Below are 22,467 nucleotides of genomic sequence, written 5' to 3'. Positions count from 1 at the left end.
GTAACGACGGCGTGGCGGGCTAGTGTCCACACGCCCGGTTGGGGCCCTTCATAGTCGCCACCCGCACCACCGAGGCGTCGACGGTCGGCATCGTTAAATCGCCTGCGGCCAAAGCCTTTTCGAGCCTGTCCAGGACCGCGGGCACCTCGTCGGTGGTGACCCAAAGCGCGACGTCGGTGCCGGCCTGCAGGGTGCGCAGCACCGCCTCCGCGACGCCGTAGCGGTCGGAGATCGCGGCCATGCTGGACAGGTCGTCGCTGAACACCGGGCCGTTGAAGGGCGGGGCGCCGTAGCCGGTGCCGGTGCGCAGCAGCTGCACCGCGGCCCGGCTCAGGCTGGCCGGCTCGTCGCCGGTGAGCCCGGGAACCTCCAGGTGGCCGACCATCACCGCGACGGGGGCCGCGGTCACCAGCGTCCGGTACGGCACCAGGTCAACGTTTTGCAGGTCGCTCAGCGGCGGCGTGACCACGCCACCGGTGTGCGAGTCACCGGAGCCGTGCCCGTGACCGGGGAAATGCTTGAGCACCGGCAGCAGCCCTGCGTCCCGCAGACCCTGCGCGTAGGCCCCGGCGTAGGCGGTGACCGTATCGGGATTCGAGCCGAACGAGCGGTCCCCGATCACGCTGTCGTCCGGGGCGTCGGTGACGTCGACCACCGGGGCGAAGTCGATGGTGATGCCTAGGTCGCGCATTTTTTTGCCGCGGTCGGCCGCCAGGTCGTGGACCTGCTGGACGGTTTGCGTCTGTGCCAGCTGCCGAGGCGACGGCCCCGTCCCGATCAGCGACTTCAACCGCGAAACCCGGCCGCCTTCTTCGTCGACGCTGACCGCCAGCGGTAGTGGTCCCACGCCGCCCGCGATATTGGTCAACGGGCCCTGGAAAATCGACAGGTCGGTCCAGCTCCCGATGAAGATGCCGCCGACGTGGTAGCGGTCGACGACGGCCCGGGCGTCGGCGGCGTTCTTGACCCCCACCATCAGCAGCTGGGCCAGCTTGTCGCGGGTCGACAACGCGGCCGGGACGGCCGTCGGGTCGGCGCAAACCGGCGGCGGCTTGCTGACCGTGGGCGTGGACTGCTGAGCGGCGCCCGGGGGCCGCGCGGCGTGGTGGCCGCAGCCCGCCACCAGCGCCGACGCTGCGGCGAGCGCGGCGAAGGTGCGTGAAAAGGCCATCGGGACATGGTGTCATGACGGGCATTTCGCGCAGCCCACCAACCCCGCGAAACCGATCTGGGCATTTCACGGGCGCTGCCTGCCGTGCGGCGGCAAGCAGGGTTGCCTGAACCAGCTGCCGCCCGAACCGCGGCCCCGGCGGTGACTCGCGTTCCAGGGGCTCAACGGCTCTTCTGCTAGGTTGACGCTAGGTTGAAGGTCACGACCGCAAAGCCCGAGGAGCCATCGATGAATCGGATCATTGCGCCCGCCGCCGCGAGCGTGGTGGTTGGTCTCTTGCTGGGCGCGGCCGCGATTTTCGGGGTCACCTTGATGGTGCAACAGGACACGAAGCCGCCACTCCCCGGGGGCGATCCGCAGTCGTCAGTGCTCAACCGGGTCGAGTACGGCAACCGTAGCTAGCGGCGATCGCAAGCGCGGCGAAGCCGGGCGAAGCGGGTCGCCGCCGTCGGATTCAGCGGCGCGGACGCGGGCCGGTGCGCCGCCCCAGTGCCCGCCGGCCGCGCCGCTGTCACGCCGGTGGTTGCCGTTGGTCGGCGCGATTGCGCTGGTGTTGACGTTCGCGCAATCCCCGGGCCAGGTCTCCCCCGACACCAAACTCGACCTCACCGCCAACCCGCTGCGCTTCCTGGCCCGCGCGACCAACCTGTGGAACAGCGACCTGCCTTTCGGCCAGGCGCAGAATCAGGCCTACGGCTACCTGTTTCCGCACGGCACCTTCTTCCTAGCCGGCCACCTGCTGGGGGTGCCCGGATGGATGACCCAGCGACTGTGGTGGGCGCTGCTGCTCGGCGCGGGTTTTTGGGGGCTGCTGCGGGTCGCCGAGGCGCTGGGGATCGGCAGCCCGGCGTCTCGCGTGATCGCCGCGACGGCGTTCGCGCTGTCGCCGCGGGTGCTGACCACGCTCGGGTCGATCTCGTCGGAAACCCTGCCGATGATGCTGGCGCCATGGGTGTTGCTGCCCACGATCCTGGCGTTGCGCGGGGCCTCCGACCGGTCCGTGCGGGCGCTGGCCGCGCAGTCCGGCCTGGCCGTCGCGTTGATGGGCGCGGTCAACGCCATCGCGACGCTGGCCGGTTGCCTGCCCGCGGTGATCTGGTTGGCGTGTCACCGGCCGAACCGGTTGTGGTGGCGCTACACCGCGTGGTGGCTGTTGGCCCTGTCCCTGGCTATGGCGTGGTGGGTGGTGGCGCTGGCTTGCCTGCGCCACGTCAGTCCCCCGTTCCTGGACTTCATCGAATCCTCCGGCGTGACGACGCAATGGTCGTCGCTGACCGAGATGCTGCGTGGCACCGACAGCTGGACCCCGTTCGTGGCGCCGACCGCCACCGCGGGCGCACCACTGGTGACCGGATCGGCGGCGATCCTGGGCACCTGCCTGGTCGCGGCGGCCGGGCTGGCCGGGCTGGCCGGCCCGCGGATGCCGGCACGGGGACGGCTGGTGACGATGCTGTTGATCGGCGTGGTGTTGATGGCCGCCGGCTACGGCGGCGGGCTGGGGTCGCCTTTCGCCCACCAGGTCCAAGCGTTCCTGGACGCCGCCGGCGCACCCCTGCGCAACGTGCACAAGCTGGAGTCGGTGATCCGGATCCCCGTCGCGCTGGGCATCGCGCAACTGCTGGGCCGGATACCGCTACCGGGCAGCGTGCCGGCGCCGGTGTGGCTGCGCGCGTTCGCCCACCCGGAACGCGACAAGCGGGTCGCGGTGACGATCGTGGTCCTGACGGCGTTGCTGGTCGGCACGTCTTTGGCGTGGACCGGCCGGCTCACCCCGCCGGGCACGTTCAGGGCGATACCGCAGTACTGGCGCGACGCCGCCGCCTGGCTCAGCGAACACAATGTAGGCTCGCCGGCGCCCGGCCGCGTGCTGGTGATTCCCGGCGCGCCGTTCGCCACCCAGGTGTGGGGCACCAGCCACGACGAGCCGCTGCAGGTGCTCGGCAGCGGCCCGTGGGGGGTGCGCGACTCCATCCCGCTGACCCCGCCGCAGACCATCCGGGCGCTGGATTCGGTGCAACGCCTGTTCGCCGCCGGGCGCCCCTCGGTCGGCCTGGCCGATACCCTTGCCCGACAAGGCATTTCGTATGTAGTGCTGCGCAACGACCTGGATCCCGATACGTCGCGCTCGGCGCGGCCCATCCTGGTACACCGCGCGATCGAGGGGTCGCCGCGGCTGCAGAGGGTGGCGCAGTTCGGCGCGCCGGTGGGGCCCGGCACGGTGGCGGGCTTCGTCGCCGACAGTGGGCTGCGCCCACGCTACCCCGCGGTCGAGATCTACCGGGTCGCCCTGGACGGTAATCCCGGCGCGCCCTATTTCGTCGATGCCGACGGGCTGGCCCGGGTCGACGGCGGACCCGAGGCGCTGCTGCGGCTCGACGAGCGGCGGCGGCTGCTCGGCCAGCCGCCGCTGGGCCCGGTGCTGATGGCCCCGGATTTTGCGGCCGCCCGCGCCGCCGGTCTGCCGACCCCCCTGGTGACCGTCACCGACACCCCGATGGCACGCGAGACCGACTATGGCCGGGTGGACGAGCATTCGTCGGCGATCCGGGCCCCCGGCGACGCCCGGCACACCTATAACCGGGTGCCCGACTATCCGGTCCCGGGCGCCGCCACGGTTTACGGCGCCTGGACCGGCGGCCGGATCACCGTGTCGAGCTCGTCGTCGGACTCCACCGCGATGCCCGACGTCGCCCCGGCGACCTCCCCCGCCGCCGCGATCGACGGCGACCCCACGACCGCGTGGGTGTCCAACGCGCTGCAGGCCGCCGTCGGGCAGTGGCTGCGGGTGGACTTCGACCACCCGGTGACCAACGCCGCCATCACCCTCACCCCCAGCGCGACCGCCGTCGGCGCCCAGGTCCGCCGCATCCTGATCGAGACCCCCAACGGCAGCACCACGCTGCGGTTCGACGAGCCCGGCAAGCCGCTCGCCGCGGCGCTGCCCTACGGCGAGACCCCGTGGGTGCGGATCACCGCGGCCGCCACCGACGACGGGTCGGCCGGCGTGCAGTTCGGCATCACCGACCTGTCCATCACCCAATACGACGCGTCCGGATTCGCCCACCCGGTCGACCTGCGGCACACCGTGCGGGTGCCCGGGCCGCCGTCGGGCTCGGCGATCAACGGCTGGGACCTGGGATCCGAACTGCTCGGCAGGCCGGGCTGCGCCCCGGCGCCCGACGGCGTCCGCTGCGCCGCGTCGATGGCGCTGGCGCCGGAGGAGCCCGTCAATTTCAGCCGCACCCTCACCGTGCCCGCCCCGGTGTCGGTGACCCCCACGGTGTGGGTGCGGCCACGGCAGGGACCCAAGCTCGCCGACCTGATCGCCGAACCGAATACCACTCGGGCCCAAGGTGATTCGGACCCGGTGGACATCCTCGGCTCGGCCTATGCGGCCACCGACGGCGACCCGGCCACCGCCTGGACGGCGCCGCAGCGAGTGGTGCAACACAAGACCCCGCCGACGCTGACCGTCACCCTGCCGCGGCCCACCGAGGTCGCCGGGCTGCGCCTGGTCCCCAGCCGGTCGGCGCTGCCCGCGCACCCCACGGTGGTGGCCGTCAACCTGGGCGACGGCCCGCAGGTCCGGGAGCTGAAAGCGGGCCGGCCGCAAACCCTGTCGCTGAAACCCCGGGTGACCGACACCGTCAGCGTCAGCCTGCTCGACTGGGAAGACGTCATCGACCGCAACGCCCTGGGCTTCGACCAGCTCAAGCCGCCGGGGCTGGCCGAGGTCGCGGTGCTCGGCGCCGACGGCAGCCCGATCGCGCCCGCCGACGCCGCCCGCAACCGGTCCCGCGCGATCACCGTCGGCTGCGACGGTGATCCCCGGGGCCCCGTCATCGCGGTCGCGGGCCGGTTCGTGCACACCTCGATCAGGACGACGGTGGGCGCGCTGCTGGACGGCGATCCGATCGCGGCGGTGCCCTGCGAACGCGACCCGATCGCGCTGCCGGCGGGCCAGCAGGAGCTGTTGATCAGCCCCGGTGCGGCGTTCGTCGTCGACGGGGCCCGGCTGTCGATGACGAGCGCAGCCGAATTACCCAGCGTCACAACGATTTCCGTGGACACCGGGGCGTGGGGCCCGGCGCACCGCGAGGTGCGGGCGCCCCCGTCGGCCACCTCCCGGGTGCTGGTCATCCCCGAAAGCATCAACCCCGGCTGGGTGGCGCGCACCGGCAGCGGGGCCCGGCTGACCCCGGTCGCCGTCAACGGGTGGCAGCAGGGCTGGGTGGTGCCGGCGGGCGACCCCGGCACCATCACGCTGACCTTCGCCTCCAACTCGCTGTATCGGGCGGGCCTGGCGGTGGGGCTGGCGTTGCTGCCGCTGCTGGCGCTGCTGGCTTTCTGGCCGGCGCTGTGGCGCACCCGGCGCAGGCCCGGCGATGACGCGCCCGCGCAACCATGGACGCCGGGGCCCTGGGCCGCGGTCGCGGTGCTGGCGGCCGGGGCGGTCATCGCGGGTGCGGCGGGGCTCGCCGCGGTCGGTGCCGCTTTTGGTCTGCGGCGCGCGCTGCGCCACCGCCACTCCGACGCCGTGACCGTCGCGCTCAGCGCGGGCGGGCTGATTCTGGCCGGGGCGGTGCTGTCCCGGCATCCCTGGCGCTCGGTCGACGGATACGCCGGGCATTCCGCGAATGTTCAACTGCTGGCGCTGATTTCGCTCGCCGTACTGGCCGCTTCGGCAGTTAGCATGCCTGGCCGGGCGCCCCGGGCGCACGACGACTAGTTGGCTACTGGTTGACTGGATGCGCGGATTGGTGGAACGGTTACCGTCCGAGGAGTTACCGCCATGGGATGGTTTACGGCACCCGAATACTGGCTGGGCAGGCTGGTGCTGGAACGCGGCGTCGCGGCCATCTACCTGATCGCGTTCGTCGCGGCCGCGCTTCAGTTCCGGGCTTTGATCGGCGAGCGCGGAATCCTGCCTGTGCCACGGTTTTTGGCCGGGCAGTCGTTCTGGAGAACGCCGAGCCTCTTTCATCTCCGCTATTCCGATCCGCTTTTCGCGGGCGTCTCGTGGCTCGGTGCGGCGGTGTCGGCGGCCATTGTCGCCGGCGTGGCTGACCTGGCGCCGCTGTGGGCCGCGATGCTGATGTGGCTGGCGCTGTGGGTGCTGTACCTGTCGATCGTCAATGTTGGGCAGGTCTGGTACGGGTTCGGCTGGGAGTCGCTACTGCTGGAGACCGGGTTCTTGATGGTCTTCCTCGGCAACGACCGGGTGGCGCCGCCGGTCCTGACGTTGTGGATGGCGCGGCTGCTGTTGTTCCGGGTCGAGTTCGGGGCCGGGCTGATCAAGATGCGCGGCGACCCGTGCTGGCGCAACCTGACCTGCCTGTACTACCACCACGAGACGCAGCCGATGCCGGGACCGTTGAGCTGGTTCTTCCATCACCTGCCCAAGCCGCTGCACCGGATCGAGGTGGCGGGCAACCATTTCGCCCAGCTCGTCGTGCCGTTCGGGTTGTTCGCGCCGCAGCCGGTGGCCAGCGTGGCCGGAGGGATCGTCGTGGTTACCCAGCTGTGGCTGGTGGCGTCGGGGAACTTCGCCTGGCTCAACTGGGTGACGATCATCCTGGCGTTCAGCGCCATCGACGACTCGGCTGCGGGAACGCTGCTTCCCGTGCCCTCGCATGCGGCGCCGTCGGCACCGCCGTGGTTTGTCGTGTTGGTGACCGCGTTCACCGGCGCGGTGCTGTTCCTGAGCTACTGGCCGGTGCGCAACATGGTGTCCTCACATCAGCGAATGAATATGTCGTTCAACCCCTTTCACTTGGTGAACACCTACGGGGCCTTCGGCAGCATCGGGCGCGTCCGGCGAGAGGTGGTGATCGAGGGCACCGAGGAGGAGAGGCTCACCCAGCACACCGTCTGGAAGGAATACGAATTCAAGGGCAAGCCCGGTGCCGTGCGCCGGCTACCCCGCCAATGGGCGCCCTACCACCTGCGCCTGGACTGGCTGATGTGGTTCGCGGCCATCTCGCGGGGCTACGCCCAGCCCTGGCTGGTCCCGCTGCTGCAGCGGCTGCTGCGCAACGATGCGCCGACGCTTCGCCTGTTGCGGCACAATCCCTTTCCGGATTCACCGCCGCGGCATGTTCGGGCACAGCTCTACCAGTACCGCTTCACCACGGCGGCCGAGCTGCGCCGCGATCGCGCGTGGTGGCATCGAACGCTGATCGGTCGTTACGTCCCGCCCATGGCACTGTCGACGGCGACCAACGCCAATTGAGCAGTGTTTCGGGCCCACGAGCACGATCGACGGTCCGTCGCGGCGGCGCCGTGTTTCCACTCCGGTCCATCAGCAGACCAAACTACAACCAGGGCGGCCGGCGCCATTGTGCCGTTGCGCGACACCGATCTGCGCTACAGGTCAATCTCGTCACCACGGGAGAGCGGGCTCGGCCGCGCGCCGAGCATTCAGTCACTGCGTCGCACATCATATTGGCCAGGGCGTAACGCAAAACAGCTCGAAGTGGACGGTTCCGTTCACCGCAATTCAAACCATTGTTAGCTCAACTGGTCTGCCATAACGTTGCTTCCCAGTCTGCGCCGCTGTTCGATCTCCACAGCATGCACGGCTTCGGTGTGCTGCTGGTCGCCCATGACGTCGACGAAGTGGTCGTGCTGGCCGACCGGGGTGCTGGTTCTCGACAACGGGAGCACCGTGCGCCAAATCCATATCACCGATCCCGGCATCCGCCGGCCGACCCCCGTACCGCACCGACCTACTCAACCCGCTCGGTGTCCGAGTCTAAGGAGCTCAATGTCGACACGACGCCATACCGCGGCACTGCTGGCTGCCGTCGCTCTGCTGGTGCCGGCATGCGTCTCCCGCCAACAGGCCACCGGTCCCAGCCAGGTACCGAACCCGGTTCCGCTGTCACAGCTGGCCGATCTGACACTCAAGGTCGGCGATCAAAAGGCCGTCGGCACCGAAGCCATGCTGCGTGCCGCCGGCGAGCTTCAGGACCTTCCCTACCGGATCGAATTCTCCAAATTCACATCCGGACCGCCGATGATCGAGGCTGCCACCGCGGACAAGATCGATTTCGCAATCACCGGTGACACACCACCGATTTTCGCCGCGGCAGCCAACGCCCGCATCAAGGTGGTGTCCGCATACGACGGCGGCGGCCCCGGCGACCAGATTCTGGTACACGCCGATTCCCCAATACAATCCGTCACCGACCTGCGCGGCAAAACCATCGCCCTGGCCAAGGGCAGTTCAGCGCACGCCAATGTGCTTGATCAGCTGGACAAGGCCGGTCTCAAGCCAGCCGATGTCCACCTAGTGTTCCTGCAACCAGCCGATGCCCTGTCGGGATTTCGTAATGGTCAGGTCGACGCCTGGGCGGTGTGGGATCCCTACACCGCCCAGGCCGAACAGCAGCTCCCGGTGCGGGGCCTGGTCGCACGCAAGCACAAGTACTCGTTTGGGTCCGCCTCCGATCAGACGCTGGCCGACGCCAAACGCAACACGGCCCTGGGGAATCTGCTGACGCGATACGCCAGAGCCGCGGTCTGGGCGCGCGAGCATCCGCAGGAGTGGGCTGCTGAGTACGCCGAGTCCGCCGGCATCGCCCCCGCCGTCGCCGCCGTCGCGCAGGGCCGCACCTTGCGACAGCCCATCCCGCTCGACGACACCGTGGTGGACGCCGAGCAGCGCCTCACCGATCTGTTGGCGGCCGCCGGCCAGATCCAGTCCGCGCCGCACTTCGGCGACTGGGTGGATCGTCGCTTCAACGACACCGCGGAAACTCGCTGACCCGCAAGGGATTTGGCCTCTTGGTCACGAAGTCACGCGGCCCGCGATAGTGAGTAGCGCTCTATGCGGAGTGAATCGCGCGCAGGGCACGGAGTGCGTCAACGAGACGGCGTCACCATATGAGGTCGGAAGGGTCGATGACGAGATAGTCCCCGCCCAATGGCTCGCGGGTGACTCGGTCGGGGATCGTGGCTGTCTCCCAGGATGGCGGCACCGACAGTGCCCCGATCGAAGCCGCGCGACCTGACCTCGCAGCCAAGGCGGGCTTAGCGCCACGCGACAGGCGCGCTGTTGCCGTGTCCAAGGCCGATGCCTTGTTGAGAGAATTCAGGTGGCCTATCGCGAAATTCGTCGGAGCAGATTGTGAACTCAGTTTTGACAGCGTCGATGTCACCGCCGAAAGGCACGCATCCAACGTCGTCGTTGGCGACAGGGAAAGCGCCTTGAGTGCTTCGGGGATCGTAGGCATCACCTGGCGGCCGGCCGATACGATTTCCGGCGCCGTCATCAGACTCCACCTGCCGGGGGCTTCCGTGGCACCGGCACCTTGATGCTCCAGCCCCAGGGCCGCAAGGGGCGGAGAGCTGAATGGCGTCATAGTCGATGCGGCTTCCGCGGCTGCGGCATAGGTATACATGGCGTCGGCGTCCTGGGCCCACATCCGGTCATAGTCGGTTTCTGTGTCGGCGATTTCCGGGCTGTTTTGGGCCAGGAAGTTCGTCGTCGCCAATGAGATTCGCAGTGCCCGGTTGCCGATGATCATCGACGGCGGCACCACCGCCGCCAGCGCGGAGTCGAAGGCGTCGACGGCCGCTCTCGCCTGGCTCGCGGCCTGCTGGGCTTGTACTGCAACAGCTTCGAGCCATCCGATGTGAGATGCGGCCGCCTCGTCAACAGCGATCGCCGCAGGGTCCTGCCGCGCCTCGACCAGCGTCGAGGTCACCGAACTATAAGCCTCCGCGATGTCAGATAGCCGCGCGGCCATTTCATCCCAGGTCTGGGCAGCCAGGCTCATCGAGGCTGGGCCGGGACCTGAATACATTCGGCCGGAATTGATTTCCGGTGACAGCGCTCCGAAGTGCACTGCTGTCTCACTTCATGGCCGCGGCACTTGGTGCCAGTTGCGGGTCAGAACTGTGAGTGATCGCTAAAGTCATGGACTTTCCTTCAAAGCATGCAGAGCCGAGACCGCTTGGCGGCCCCCTGTAGTGGTCGAGCGATCCGACGACAGCCCAGAGCAATGCCTGATTAATGCCTGATTGCCGTACGTGTTGCATAGGGAAAGGTGATTTCGAATCGTCGTGAGCTTTTTTACACACGCGGCGCGCCGGCAACTGGAATCGGAAGCTGGCGCTGAGATTCCAGTGGCGCCGCGCGCTAACCCGTCAGCGACGAGCGACGCAAAGCTCGGTCAAAATATCGTGGTCGGCACGGCCACCCGGAAGGGCGCTGCCCTGGTGAGCGATCGGCTGCGACGCTAAGCCGGCCCGCGAGAAGGCAAATGAAGCCGGCAACGGCAGCCAGAGAGTTTGTGGTGATAGACGCGCCCAGGTCGATGGGCGGTCTTGCTTCAACCACATGCTATGAAATGGCTTCTTATTCGTGTTGTATACCGTCGATGAGGACGCTGGCGAAGAGTCACGGTCATGATCGCGGCTAAGCCACGCTACGGCATGAGAGTGCACGCGTGGAGCATCTAAACGTACGCCGGAGGTCGTATGCGACCATGCCGCCGGCATGGGTACCATGGCCGCGGAATAACGAGGACGCAGCGACGAGCCGATAATCAGGGCGACGAAAACACCGAGCGCAGCGGCCATCGCGATGGCTAGCTGCCATCGTCGAGTTCCACCGGCACGCCACAAACCCAAAGTGTGACAACCGTACAACCCGGGGGTGCGGCCGACAACACGAACGAGGTTCGTCCGCGGTGTCATCGCAAGAAACTGGGGCGGCCGGCGGTAGGTGGGTTTCGGCCCGGGCGGGCCGGTCGCGCACGGGGCGGCAGGCCCGCTGGGCCTGCAACGCGATATCGGCAAACGTCCGTACTCGCCACCCTTATCGATGCTCGAGTGCGGGCAACGCATCGTCTGTCCGCTTAGACGAATAATTCGGCGGAGCCGTGAAGGCCTTGTTCAGTGTGACGGTCCTCTCGGCGTTGGGGTACCAGCCTTGGGGCGCATATTGGCTGGTGTGCAGGTAGCACTGGACACGCACCTCAGCGCTGCCGGGAGTGAAGGTGAGCCGTCTGCTTATCGGTAGCGTGGTGATGGGCATATGGTGGCGGCTCAATGATGCGACGTTGAGAAACCATGTTCCCCAGCGGTTTTCAATATGCGCTTTGCCGCCGTAGGCGTCGTCGGGGTGGGTGTGCGTGTGCCCGGCGATCCACAGGTGAACCCGGCCGGGATGTTCGATGAGGAAGTTCTCGAACGCACCGGAGTCTGGTTTGCTATCAACCCAATACAGGTACGACGCACCTTGTGGGGTGCCTAGTTCGAACGGGCGGTGGTAGTGCTCTATCAACTGGCCGTCCGGCGCCCTGCGAACGCCTTCCCATTCGCCGGAGGCCACGGTGGTGTCTTTGAGGACGTAGTGGTGGACGACGATGATGATCGAGTCGGGGTTGGTCAGCACCATGTGTTTCCACCAGCGGAAGGCTTCCCCGGTGACGACGCCGCCCGGGTTGCCACCGAGCGTCCCGCGCCCCACGGTCTGGGTGGGTTCGTTGCGGTCGCTGAGCATGAGGAACAAGAGGTTGCCCACCCGGAACGAATAATGATCCCACACACCCTGGACTGGGTAGGGTCGCGCGTTGGGGTCGACTCCGGAGAACTCGGTGTGATGCCCCAGTGGATCCACCCACTTCTGCCACCACCATGCCTCGGGTTCGTGCAGGCCGCTGCGGTCGTGGTTGCCGCAGACACTGTAGATGTCTTCGCGCCGGTGGCGGCGCAGGCTGGCGAACTGGCGGCGAAGTTCGGATCCCTCGGCGTCGTCGGGAAGGTGGTGGTGCGCCCCGGACATGTCGCCGACGTCGATGGCGATGTCCCACTCGAAGGGAGGCCCGCCTTCAGATCCGCCGGACTCCGATTGCGTAATCGCCTCAGCCAGGCTCTGCCTGCCATGGCTCTTGTCCGTCCCGACGTGCGCGTCACCGAATGCCCAAAGCCGAAATGGGCGTCCTGGCGAGTGATGAGCTTGGTGGCCGTCAGGCATGGCATTCCTCGTCTGAACGGGTGGTCGAGTTCATTCCGAGTCGGTTTCGATCAGTCCCCAGTACCGGCGGACGCGCTGATCCGCAGCATTGAAAACAGCGTCGATCGCGATGCCGATCAGAAGGATCACGATCATGATGGCGATCGCCGAGGGCATATCGCTGAGGTTCTGGGCGTTTTCCAGCAGCACCCCGATCGACGCGGTGTCGCTGACTAGCACCACCAACTCGCCGGCCATCAAGCTGCGCCAGCAGAACGCCCATCCCTGGCGCAGCCCGCCGACGAACATCGGTAGCGACGCGGGCAGGATTACATGCCGGTATAGCTTGAATCCGTGTAATCCCAAGGTTTTTGCCGCCCGCAACAGAATCGGCGGGATTTGGCCGACTCCGGCGATAACGCCGGTGGCCACCGACGGCGCGGCGCCGATGACGACGACGAAAAGGATCGCGGACGTGTGAAGCCCGAAGAAGATGATGGCGAAGGGAAACCAGGCGATGGCCGGCATGGTTTGCAGACCGGTGATCACCGGTCCGAAAGCCGTGCGCAGCAGCGTGTTTTGCGCGATCACCGCACCGGCGACCAACCCGATGAGCAATGCCAGCGCGAAACCGGCCAGCGCCCGCCACATCGTGGTCGCGATCGCTTCCCAGAGCAATGCCTCATGCAGTCGCTGCCAGAGGTTGACTGCAACGGTTCCCGGGCCGGGCAGCACGAATGACGGTTTCCAGCCGGTGAGGTACACCAGCTCCCAGAGCAACAGAACCAACGCAACCGCAATGGCTTTCGTTCGCACCGATACCAGTGCCGACCTGATCCGCGATCGGCTCCGGCTCGGCGCCTGACGCAGCGGGGTAAGTTGGTGACTCCGCGAGGACGTATGGCTATCAACCACCACTACGGTTCCCTTCGTTCCGTAGCCGAGCGGAGATGTGGTCGGCCAGTTCGGCAACGGCCAGGGTGTTGACCCTGTGGTGCCGCGGCACCGCGACGGCGAACTCTTCGACGATGCGACCCGGTCGCGGGCTGAGCAAAACGACGCGGTCGGCGAGTCGCACTGCTTCGCGGACGTTGTGCGTGACAAACACGACGGTGAGGCCGCTTTCGGCAACGATGCGCTCAAGCTCTTCGTGCAGACGGCTACGGGTCAGGGCATCCAGCGCACCGAACGGCTCGTCCATCAGCAAGACGTCGGCGTCTTGGGCGAGCGCACGCGCCAGCGCCACGCGCTGCTGCATGCCGCCGGATAGCTGATGCGGGCGCTTATCGGCGAAGTCCGCCAGGCCGACCGTGTGCAACAAGCGAGTCGCGCGTTCGTGGCGTTCCGGGCGTGGTATCGCGCATGCCCGCAACGCCAGTTCAACATTGGCGGCCGACGTCAGCCACGGGAACAGCGCTGGTTGCTGGAACATCAAAGCCACCCGTCGCTCAAAGATGTTGACCTCGCCGGCGGACGGTTGGTCCAATCCTGCGATCAGGGATAGCAGTGAACTCTTGCCGCAACCGGATGTCCCTACGACGCACACGAATTCACCGGCACCGACGGTCAAAGTGATTCGATCGAGCGCTGAGACTGCCGACCGCCCCCTTCCGTACCGCTTGGTCACATCCGTGAGCCGCAGGGCCGGTGGCTTTGGTGAACTGACCTCGGGCCCCTTCCCGGTGCGGTGATCAGCGTGGGCGTAGTGGATCATGGGTCACTTTCGGCTTGCGGGCTCGGCGAGCACTTTGTCGAGCGGTCCCGGGTCGTACAGGCCACCAATGTCGAGCGGTTGCAACAGCCCTATGGCCACGGCCTTGTCGACCTGGTCGCGCAGCGAGGCCATTCCGGGATCGTTGGTGAAGGTGGTCTCCTGAAATGAGGCCGCGAGCACGTCGGGCTCGAGGCCCTTGCCGAGGGTTTTCGCCAGCGCCGCGTTGGCCGATCGCGCGGCGGCGGTGGGGTCGCTGGCGATACGGTCGGTGGCCTCGACCTGGGCGCGCAGCAGTCCGGCCACCGCGTCGGGATGGGCCGCGAGGAAGTCTTGGCGGACAACCAGCACGGTGATGGTGTTGGGGTCCGACCACAGGCGCACCCCGCCGGCCTTGATCATCTGCACGTCAAAGGGCGCCGACGCCAGGGCGCCGGCGATCTGGTTGGTGAGGAACTGTTGCACCATGGCCGAGTCCGGGCTGGTCGGCTTGACCGAAACATCACCCCCGCCTTGGGTATTCGTTCTCAAACCGTTGCGGGCAAGCCAGTCACGGAGGCTGACGTCTTGGGTTCCGCCGAGCGCGTGGTCGGCCACGGTCTTGCCTTTGAGGTCTGCAGCACTGGTGATGCCGGGTTTGACGACCATCGACGTACCTCCGCTGGCCGCACCGGAAATGATCTTGATCGCTTTCCCGCCCGATTTCTGCCAGGCGTTGAAGGCGGGGTTGGGACCGACGTAGGCGGCGTCGAGTTGGCCCGACAGCAGTGCGGTCGCTTCCGCGGTGCCCTGATTGAATGGTTGTGCGGTGAAGTTCACGCGGGGACCCAGTTGCTTGGTGAAAAAGCCCTCGGTGATACCCACCAGCGCCGAGGCGTGCGTGATGCGGGTCAGGTAGCCGAGGCGCAGCGGCAACGCCGAGGAGGTCGGCGTGGCGCCGGAGCACCCGGCCAGTAGCGCGACGGTTGCTAACGCGGCGATCAGCGCGATGGGCTTGATGTCGGGTCGGCGCAATGGCATGGTTTCCTCGAATCCGGGCGTAATGAGCACTTGGCTGGTTTGGCCGCGGGTGACCTAGGCGAATCGTTGCCTAGCGCTGGGCGCGCCGAGCGCTGGTGGCGTGGGCGGTGCGCAGCGGGTCAGACGGCGACGAGCGGCGGCGGACAGGCGGCACAGGTAACGCGTCGCAAGTCAATGTGCAGGCGACGGGTAAGACACGGCCGAAGTTGGGTCACTGCGGCCTTCCCGCGGTGCGGGTCACGAACAGCGGGCTGGTCCATACCTGGTGCCCGTCGAATTGGTTGCCGCGCAGATATATTGCGCTGTTGCCCTCGGGCAGGTGCAGGTTGAGCCCGCCGGTGGCGGTCGTCGGCAGCGCCTTCGGGTCGGCGATGCGCTCGAGGCGGACACGCAGATTGAGAGCGCCCACGGTCATGTCGCGGTGCCCTTCGGCCATGAGGTCTGCCCCGGACAGGATCGCGCTGGCGCTCAGCTTCTCTTCCCGCACCGTCGTGTCGAATTCGAATCGCGCGCGGCTAAGGTCGGCGAGTCGGACCACGAAGCCGATATCCGAACCGTAAGTCTTGGTATCCCAGGCGACAGTAGGTCCGTCGCTATCGATGATTTGTTCGGGATGTGTTATCGCCCAAGGAATTACGTCTTCGACTGCCGTGCCGTCGATACGCAGCCCGCCTGACCACGTTGCCCAGCGGTAGCGGTCGCGGTGTCGCGCTCCGCCCCAACGGATGCGAACCAGGTCTCGGGAAAGCCCAGCCTCCGCGTGCAAGTCGCGGTGCCAGATCAGGCCGGCGCTGTCGTAGACGGCCACGTCATCCCATCCCGTGGTGCCATACAGGGCGTACTCGATACCCAATTCATTGGTATCCGTGGTGAACTCGTCGCCCATCCAGTTATCACCACTACGCAAAAGGGCTACGGCACGAGCTCCGGTGGTGGCCCAGGTACGCCGGGCACGCAACGAACGACCGATGTCTCCGGCCGAAAGGGCCGGTGCGATGACGCCGGTGAGTCCACCGAAGCCACCGAAGATGTTGGCTCCTGGCGCCCCCGCGCCGGGTCGCCCGCGGTGCTCATCGCTGGCGGCGCTCGCTCCTAGCCGTAGCCCCCGCGCCAGGGCGTCTTCGAGGAACCATGGGCTGCTCCCCCAGGTCGAGTGAACTTCGATCAGCCGCTCCAGCTCGGGGTGATGCCAGTCCAGGATCGCTCGACGGCCGCCGACGTGCGGGATCAACAGGTAGGACTCCGGGTCCTTCTCGTAGGCGGCATATAACTGGGTGACCGGCCAGGTCTGCGGCGTAAGAGCCGTGGTTGCCATGCGCTGATGCCATTCCAGTGAGCGCGCCAATGTGGTGTCCTCGCCGAGGAAGACGACGTTGTGGTCGCCGCCGGCACCTGGGGTGCCGCACCATTCCACGCCCGGAAAGCAGACGAAAGCGCCGTCCTTGGAGATCTTCCTACAGGCCTTGACGACGTCATCCCAAGCATCGTCGGTGATCTGAAAATCGTTGGCCGTGTAGCCAACTGCGTCGAGTACGGCGACATCGCGAGCGTAGCGAAGGTTCCAGTCGGTGTCCTGGGTGCCGACGGTGTCATTGGAATGGACGTGCAGATCGCAGAAGTAGGCTCGCGGCGCCGGGAAGTCGTCGACGACGTCGACCACGGTCTCGCCGCTGGCCACCACGGCGGTGCTTGTCTGGGCGACGACACCGACGCGGGCGGACGCCGCGGGCACGCACAGTGATGCCCTGGACCACCCTGTCGCAGGCGTACCAGCGCTGGCCACCGTGACGCCATCGATGATCGCGTGCAGCGTCGCGCTGGTATCGGAACAGGTGTTGCCCCACCGGTCCTCGAGGTGCGCGTGCAGGTGCACGGCCGATGCGTCACTGCGCACGAGGCGGGGACCCTGTACGACGACCCGTTCGGGTGCGCCCGGCACGACGGCGATTCGATGCACACCTGCGTGCGCCATGCGGGAGGTACCCAGCGGGTCGACGAACAAGTGGACTTCAAACTCGTCTTCGACGAAGGTCTGCATCCGCGTACCCGGGCCGCCGAAACGGCGGTCGCCGCAACGGATCTCGATCACGTCGCCGGGCCGCAGGTACCCATCCACGACATGGATCAGCAGCGACTTCTGAAACGGCCGCTCCCCGCCTTTGATGTCGTAGCTCGTGACCAGCTGCTGCACCGTCGCGGCGCCGCCCTCGGATGCCCCTCCGATCAGCGATCGACTCACCACGCGGGCGGTCGCGAAGTCGCGACCGTCCGGCGTCGTCGTCTGCAGATCCCAATCCGAGTAGTAGCGGAAGCACAGCTTGAGCCAACCGCTGTCCGCGATGCCCGATCCTCCGACGGTGTAGGTGAACACCACCTCCTCGAGCGAACCCGCGACCACCCGGTGGTGCGAGCAACGCAGCTCCCCCAGAAAGGGCAGGCCGTCGAACTGCGCGGTGATCTCGTCGCGCACCACCGCGACCGAGCAGTCATTACCGGTCAACGCCGGCTGTGGACGCACCACAACACCCGCACCCGACGAGGGCGTGCGTGTAGACGGGTCCGCGGACATGGCCTAAATCCTGAGGCCAACGCACCCCAGAGTCCAGTGAATAGATATGACGCGATTAATCATGGATCATGAATAGTTGTGAACCTGCAGCAGCTGCGCTATGTGGTGGCGCTGGCCGAGGCCAGCAGTTTCACCAAGGCGGCCGAGGCCATGTTCGTCGTGCCGTCGGCCTTGAGCCAACAAGTCGGCCGGTTCGAAAGCGAAATCGGGCTAAAGCTTTTCGAGCGGACTACCCGCTCGGTGTCGCTGACTCCGGCCGGCGAAGCACTGCTGCCTCTGGTGCGTCAAGTGGTCACCGGCGTCGACCAGATCTTGGTCGACGCCCAGGCTCTCGCCGGTACGGTTCGCGGCCGGCTCACCGTCGGGATGATGGAGATCCCGTCCGAAAGCCTCGATGTGGCAACCCTGATGGCGACCTTCCACTCGCACTATCCCGACGTCAGCGTGACATTGCGCAGCGGCGGCAGCGACGCGCTGATCGAGGCGGTCCGCGACCGGAAACTGGACGTGGCAATCGTGGGCTCCAACGTATCCGGCACCGGCGATGTCTTGACCTCCATCCGTCTGTTCAGCGAGCCACTCATCGCCGTGATGCCCGCCCACCACCCGCTCACCAAAAAATCATCGGTGTCCATCACCGCGCTGGCCGCATTACCGTTCATCGACTTTCCCCCCGGCTACGGTCTTCGACACGAAACCGACCGCGGCTTCGCCAACGTAACCCGGCGTGTGGCTTTCGAAGTGACGCGTGTCGATGAGGTCACCCACTTCGTCCGCAAAGACCTGGGCGTCGCGTTGCTGCCAGAATCCGTTGCACGTACCCGCGCTAACGCCGATCCGAGACTGGCGTTGCGACCGGTCGCCGGTGCTGACTTGCACCGCCGGGTAAACCTCGTGGCCCCGCACCCGGAAAAGCGGTCCGCCGCGTGCCAAGCCTTCGTCGGTTGCGTCGCCGACCACATCAAACAAACCGTGCCCGGTGGCGAGGTTTCGAGCGCAACCCTGCTAGGTGACTCCAGTCGAGAGCGCCGTTTATGAATTTTGTAAGGTGAGATTTTTTCTCACCGAAACTGTTTGATTCGCGTCCATTTTCTCGCGTTCACCGTTCATTCACCCTGTGGGGCGTTTGGATTTGTCCGAGGTAGAGGGACAAATCGGGGCCTTGGTTGCCGAACCGTCGGCGTTTCAGCCCCTGCCGTTGGAACGCGTGGGACGATGCGGCATCTGCTTCCGTTGGCAATAGTTTCTGCCGGCGATGCTGGCTACTCTTCTGGACACGCAAGCATCCGAGCGCCTGGCATCGCTGCCAGAAGCGCTCGATGTTGTTGGCACTCAACGCTATCGGCGATGGCAAGCGGGAGCCGGCGGTGATCACAGCCGGAGGCGAAGGAAGCAGATGGATTTCGGAGCGTTACCGCCGGAGATCAACTCCGGCAGAATTTACTCAGGGCCCGGTCCGGCACCCATGCTGGCCGCTGCGGCCGCCTGGGCCGGATTAGCGACCGAATTGCATTCAGCAGCAACGGCTTACAGCTCCGCAATCTCAGGGCTAAGGGCCGTCTGGCTTGGGTCCTCGTCGGCGTCGATGGTGGCCGCGGCCGCACCGTACATCGCGTGGCTAAGCAGTATCGCCGCGCAAGCCGAGCAAACGGCAGTTCAAGCGCAGGCGGCAGCGGGAGCGTATGAGGCCGTCTTTGCGGCCACCGTCCCGCCGCCGATCATCGCGACCAACCGGTCACTGTTGGCATCGCTGATTGCGACCAACATCCTGGGCCAGAACACCCCGGCCATTGCGGCCACGGAGGCTCAGTACGCCGAGATGTGGGCCCAAGATGCTGCCGCGATGTACGGCTACGCCGGCTCCTCGGCGGCCGCGACTCAGCTGACCCCGTTCACCGCACCACCGGCGACCACCAGCAACAGTGGGGAAACGAACCAGTCGGCCGCGGTCGCCTCCACGACCCAGTCTTCGGCCAGCTCCGGTGTGCAAACGGCGGTATCAAACGCGGTTTTGCAAGCTTCGGCCACGACACAAAGCGGGGCAACGAACGCGGCTGCGACATCGACGGCCGAAGCGACTGGGACTTCGCTAGGCCTTTCGGACGTCACGGGGGTTCTGACAAGTTTCAACAACATCTTTAGCGATGCGACCGGGGCATACTCACAGGGCGGGTTCGCGACCGTGTCGAAGAGCTTTATTAACCTTGCCCTCAATATCGGGGGTCAGAGCCGTGCCTTGGCATCCATTGCCCCCACACTTCACCCAGGGGCCCGCATTGGGTTGTTGGCCCCCCTGCTGCATAGCGATCTTTTAACCGGCTCCACCGCATTCCGGTCGGCGGGTGGTGGAACGGTCTTGGCGACGGCGGGCCGGGCCGGCGTCATCGGGTCACTGTCGGTGCCGTCGAACTGGGCCTCGGCCGTCCCGGCGGTCAGGACGGTCGCCTCGGAGCTGCCAGAGACCACGCTCGACGCCGCTCCCGCGATGGCGGCGAATGCTGAGCAGGGCATGTTCGGCCCTACGGCCCTGTCGAGCCTGGCCGGGCGTGCTATCGGCGGGACGGCCACCCGCGCCGTGGCTGGGACGGCCGTCCGCATTCCCGGTGCCGTGGCCGTCGACGACATCGCCACCACCTCCACGGTGATCGTGATACCGCCGAACGCGAAATAAGGAAGGGCGCGGCAATGGTTTTCGGGGATTTCGCAGTACTGCCACCGGAGATAATCTCCGCCCAGATCTATACGGGCCCGGGCGCACAGTCATTGCTGGCCGCCGCCGCCGCTTGGGATGCGCTGGCCGCCGAGTTGCATTCCACCGCGTCCTCCTACGGATCGGCGATTTCGGAGCTTATCAGCGAGTCGTGGGAGGGTCCGTCATCAGCGTCCATGGCGGCGGCGGCCGCACCGTATGTGAACTGGATATCGACCACGGCGGCTCAGGCAGAGCAGACCGCCGCCCAAGCCCGGGCCGCGGCCAGCGCCTACGAGGCCGCGTTGGCGGCCACCGTCCCGCCAGCGGTTGTCGCGGCGAACCGCAGCCAGCTGGCATCACTGCAGGCGACCAACATCTTGGGGCAAAACGGCGCGGCCATCGCGGCTACCGAAGCCGAGTATGGCCAGATGTGGGCCCAGGACGTCGCCGCGATGTTCAGTTACGCCAGCTCGTCGACGGCCGCCGGTCAGCTCACCCCCTTCGAGGAAGCACCGGCTACGACAAAAGACACCAGCAACGCGACCCAGACGGCGAGCGCGTCGTCCACGTCATCAACCACGTCTTTGTCGTCGTGGCTGACACAGTTGGAGAGCTACATCAACTCGCTCACCAAGCAATACACCTCATCTTGGGAGAATCTGCTTGGGGGAACGGGGAACTCGCAGATAGCACCGGCGTGGGAGCAGTTGTATTCCAGCGTCAAGAATATTAGCGGTCAGGTCACCTGGGCCAACACCGTCGGTGCCGGCTTTAGTACGGGCACTGCGGGGTGGAAGGGGGGCTTTGTCTATGCGCCCTGGAGCGCCGGCTTGCCGAAGGCGGTGTTGGGGGCTGGTCTGGGGTCGCCGGGACGTCTTGCCGCCGGCGTCTCGGTAAAGCCCATATCGGCGATCCTGGGCAACGCGCCCACGGTGGGCAAGTTGTCGGTGCCGTCGAGCTGGGCAACCGCCGCACCCGCGATCAGGTTGTCCTCCATCGCATTACCAGCCACCAACGTGGCTGCGGCTCCCGCGGCGGGGTTCCCGCCCGGCCTGGTCAACGAGGCGACCCTGGGCAGCCTGGCGGGCGGTGCGCTGGGCAGCCCCGCCTCCCGCGTCGTGCGCTCAACCGGCATCCAGACCCGCCCCATCACCGGTGAGCGTCGCACAGGGCCGGTCAAGCTCGACCGCATCATCGCGCAACTGCAGGAGATGCCCGATCAGGTGCAGCACTGGAATGTCGATGAGGCCGGTCTCGATGATCTGGTTGCCAGACTGAGAACAACACCCGGCGTCCACGCGGTACACGTGAGCGACGAACAGGAGGCCGCGCCCGCGCCCGAACCCCAGCTGGGGTAGGCCATGGCAGCGATGCGGCCATTTCCCTCCGTGAGAAACAAGACAGGCAAACGGCCCGCAACAGGGAGAACATGATGCGACACACCGAAAAAGGATCCATCAAACTGCTACTAGCGCTTCTCGGCGTATGGATGGGAATCGTGACCGCGGTGCCCGCGCACGCCATTCCAGGCGAGGATGAGGAGCCCGTCGATGACAACAACGAATCCTTCCTCTCCGACCTACACGCGGTGGGGATCAGCTTTCAGGACCCGGACCACGCCGTCAGCGCCGGCAAAGCGGTATGCGGCTTGATGGCTCGCGGCGTATCCGGCCTTCAACTCCTCAACGACCTGCGGGACAACAACCCCGCCCTGACCACCAACGGCGCCGCCCAGTTCGCGACGATATCCGCGAAGGCGTACTGCCCACGACAACTCCAACCTGGCGGCAAGGGCTGAGCACCAAACCCCAAATGCCAGCGCCGATTTGGGGGGCGGTCTAAAGGTTCTGTCGCCGCGACAGTTAAGGGCACACCGGATTTCAAGTGGCGGCACTAAGAGTGAATGCTAGCCGGCCACGGGCAAGGCGCCCGGCGGTTCGTGGAGCTGCTTCTGGCGTTTAGCCATTCGGATACGCGGTAAACAAGCCGGGTAGCGAACGCAAAGCATCGTCCGCATTGATCCTGCTCGTCAGCAAGCACGGCTTCGCCACCGTTTTGACTGCGGGAAGTGTGGCCCTCGGCCCGTCCCGGGTCGGTGCCCAAATCGTTTCGGGTATAGGGTTTTTGGGCGCCGCGGCCGCGCGATCCGTGGTTTGACTACCGCAGCCTCGGTCTGGGAATCCGCCTCGATCGGCATGGCCGCCGGGCCGGATTAGCGCTAGCGGTCTCGCCCGGAAGTTCGTCGGGGCGCTGTTGGCTGGGCGTCGAGACTGCGATGGTAGCGGCGGCCAAGGCGAAAAGCCAGCCCTGGACGCAGGCTCGATGCCACCAGCGCAGA

The 22,467-nt window shown here is 66.7% G+C and carries 15 protein-coding genes and 2 pseudogenes; 10 read left to right on the top strand and 7 right to left on the bottom strand.

The window, feature by feature from the left end:
* Positions 1–19: 19 nt before the first annotated feature.
* Complete coding sequence (locus K3U93_RS02195; protein WP_083010641.1) at positions 20–1,171, bottom strand: glycoside hydrolase family 3 N-terminal domain-containing protein; 1,152 nt, start codon at positions 1,169–1,171, stop codon at positions 20–22.
* Positions 1,172–1,399: 228 nt separating this feature from the next.
* Here K3U93_RS02195 and K3U93_RS02190 point away from each other — a divergent pair, with 228 nt between their 5' ends.
* The 5 genes and pseudogenes from K3U93_RS02190 to K3U93_RS02170 all read left to right on the top strand — a co-directional run bounded on the left by K3U93_RS02190 (position 1,400) and on the right by K3U93_RS02170 (position 8,939).
* Entirely contained in the window at positions 1,400–1,573 is a 174-nt protein-coding gene (locus K3U93_RS02190) for a DUF2613 domain-containing protein (protein WP_066947240.1), read from the top strand.
* A 106-nt stretch (positions 1,574–1,679) separates the two neighbouring features.
* Positions 1,680–5,900, top strand: coding sequence for an alpha-(1->3)-arabinofuranosyltransferase (locus tag K3U93_RS02185; protein WP_083010642.1), 4,221 nt, complete (start codon positions 1,680–1,682; stop codon positions 5,898–5,900).
* 63 nt (positions 5,901–5,963) lie between these two features.
* The gene (locus tag K3U93_RS02180) at positions 5,964–7,403 is read left to right on the top strand and encodes a lipase maturation factor family protein (RefSeq protein WP_083010643.1); all 1,440 of its coding nucleotides are present in this window, start codon (positions 5,964–5,966) and stop codon (positions 7,401–7,403) included.
* A gap of 323 nt (positions 7,404–7,726) precedes the next feature.
* Positions 7,727–7,833: pseudogene (locus tag K3U93_RS24670) on the top strand (sulfonate ABC transporter ATP-binding protein); the annotation flags it as partial.
* Between the two features lie 104 nt (positions 7,834–7,937).
* Positions 7,938–8,939, top strand: coding sequence for an ABC transporter substrate-binding protein (locus tag K3U93_RS02170; protein ID WP_083010644.1), 1,002 nt, complete (start codon positions 7,938–7,940; stop codon positions 8,937–8,939).
* Positions 8,940–9,051: 112 nt separating this feature from the next.
* On the opposite strand, the gene K3U93_RS02165 is transcribed toward K3U93_RS02170, so the two are convergent.
* The 6 genes from K3U93_RS02165 to K3U93_RS02140 all read right to left on the bottom strand — a co-directional run bounded on the left by K3U93_RS02165 (position 9,052) and on the right by K3U93_RS02140 (position 17,437).
* On the bottom strand, positions 9,052–10,023 hold the full coding sequence (locus K3U93_RS02165) for a PPE family protein (RefSeq protein WP_139796950.1): 972 nt from the start codon (positions 10,021–10,023) through the stop codon (positions 9,052–9,054).
* 974 nt (positions 10,024–10,997) lie between these two features.
* Positions 10,998–12,158, bottom strand: coding sequence for a metallophosphoesterase (locus tag K3U93_RS02160; RefSeq protein WP_083010647.1), 1,161 nt, complete (start codon positions 12,156–12,158; stop codon positions 10,998–11,000).
* Positions 12,159–12,188: 30 nt separating this feature from the next.
* Positions 12,189–12,953, bottom strand: a complete 765-nt coding sequence (locus K3U93_RS02155; protein ID WP_230981564.1) for an ABC transporter permease — start codon at positions 12,951–12,953, stop codon at positions 12,189–12,191.
* Between the two features lie 91 nt (positions 12,954–13,044).
* Entirely contained in the window at positions 13,045–13,779 is a 735-nt protein-coding gene (locus K3U93_RS02150) for an ABC transporter ATP-binding protein (protein ID WP_083010707.1), read from the bottom strand.
* A 75-nt stretch (positions 13,780–13,854) separates the two neighbouring features.
* Complete coding sequence (locus tag K3U93_RS02145; RefSeq protein WP_083010709.1) at positions 13,855–14,868, bottom strand: ABC transporter substrate-binding protein; 1,014 nt, start codon at positions 14,866–14,868, stop codon at positions 13,855–13,857.
* A 211-nt stretch (positions 14,869–15,079) separates the two neighbouring features.
* Entirely contained in the window at positions 15,080–17,437 is a 2,358-nt protein-coding gene (locus K3U93_RS02140; protein ID WP_083010648.1) for a hypothetical protein, read from the bottom strand.
* 78 nt (positions 17,438–17,515) lie between these two features.
* Between K3U93_RS02140 and K3U93_RS02135 the strand changes: the two genes are divergently transcribed.
* The 5 genes and pseudogenes from K3U93_RS02135 to K3U93_RS24665 form a co-directional block, all read left to right on the top strand.
* On the top strand, positions 17,516–18,475 hold the full coding sequence (locus K3U93_RS02135) for a LysR family transcriptional regulator (RefSeq protein WP_083010649.1): 960 nt from the start codon (positions 17,516–17,518) through the stop codon (positions 18,473–18,475).
* A 358-nt stretch (positions 18,476–18,833) separates the two neighbouring features.
* Positions 18,834–20,108: a PPE family protein gene (locus tag K3U93_RS02130; protein WP_071509042.1), complete on the top strand. Its 1,275-nt coding sequence runs from the start codon at positions 18,834–18,836 to the stop codon at positions 20,106–20,108.
* A 14-nt stretch (positions 20,109–20,122) separates the two neighbouring features.
* Positions 20,123–21,487: a PPE family protein gene (locus tag K3U93_RS02125; protein WP_083010650.1), complete on the top strand. Its 1,365-nt coding sequence runs from the start codon at positions 20,123–20,125 to the stop codon at positions 21,485–21,487.
* A 98-nt stretch (positions 21,488–21,585) separates the two neighbouring features.
* Positions 21,586–21,927: a DUF732 domain-containing protein gene (locus K3U93_RS02120; protein WP_071509055.1), complete on the top strand. Its 342-nt coding sequence runs from the start codon at positions 21,586–21,588 to the stop codon at positions 21,925–21,927.
* 209 nt (positions 21,928–22,136) lie between these two features.
* Positions 22,137–22,336, top strand: a pseudogene (locus K3U93_RS24665) (MgtC/SapB family protein); the annotation flags it as partial.
* Positions 22,337–22,467 lie beyond the last annotated feature (131 nt).

Origin of the sequence: Mycobacterium malmoense, from assembly GCF_019645855.1 — a bacterium.
Lineage (GTDB): Bacteria > Actinomycetota > Actinomycetes > Mycobacteriales > Mycobacteriaceae > Mycobacterium > Mycobacterium malmoense.
The sequence above is the reverse complement of the archived record's forward strand: the minus strand, read 5'-3'. Positions and strand labels throughout refer to the sequence as shown.

Coding starts and splice junctions, on each gene's coding strand:
- K3U93_RS02180 (WP_083010643.1), top strand. CDS start 5,964: ATGGGATGGTTTACGGCACCCGAATACTGGCTGGGCAGGCTGGTGCTG.
- K3U93_RS02160 (WP_083010647.1), bottom strand. CDS start 12,158: ATGCCTGACGGCCACCAAGCTCATCACTCGCCAGGACGCCCATTTCGG.
- K3U93_RS02130 (WP_071509042.1), top strand. CDS start 18,834: ATGGATTTCGGAGCGTTACCGCCGGAGATCAACTCCGGCAGAATTTAC.
- K3U93_RS02170 (WP_083010644.1), top strand. CDS start 7,938: ATGTCGACACGACGCCATACCGCGGCACTGCTGGCTGCCGTCGCTCTG.
- K3U93_RS02140 (WP_083010648.1), bottom strand. CDS start 17,437: ATGTCCGCGGACCCGTCTACACGCACGCCCTCGTCGGGTGCGGGTGTT.
- K3U93_RS02125 (WP_083010650.1), top strand. CDS start 20,123: ATGGTTTTCGGGGATTTCGCAGTACTGCCACCGGAGATAATCTCCGCC.
- K3U93_RS02195 (WP_083010641.1), bottom strand. CDS start 1,171: ATGGCCTTTTCACGCACCTTCGCCGCGCTCGCCGCAGCGTCGGCGCTG.
- K3U93_RS02190 (WP_066947240.1), top strand. CDS start 1,400: ATGAATCGGATCATTGCGCCCGCCGCCGCGAGCGTGGTGGTTGGTCTC.
- K3U93_RS02145 (WP_083010709.1), bottom strand. CDS start 14,868: ATGCCATTGCGCCGACCCGACATCAAGCCCATCGCGCTGATCGCCGCG.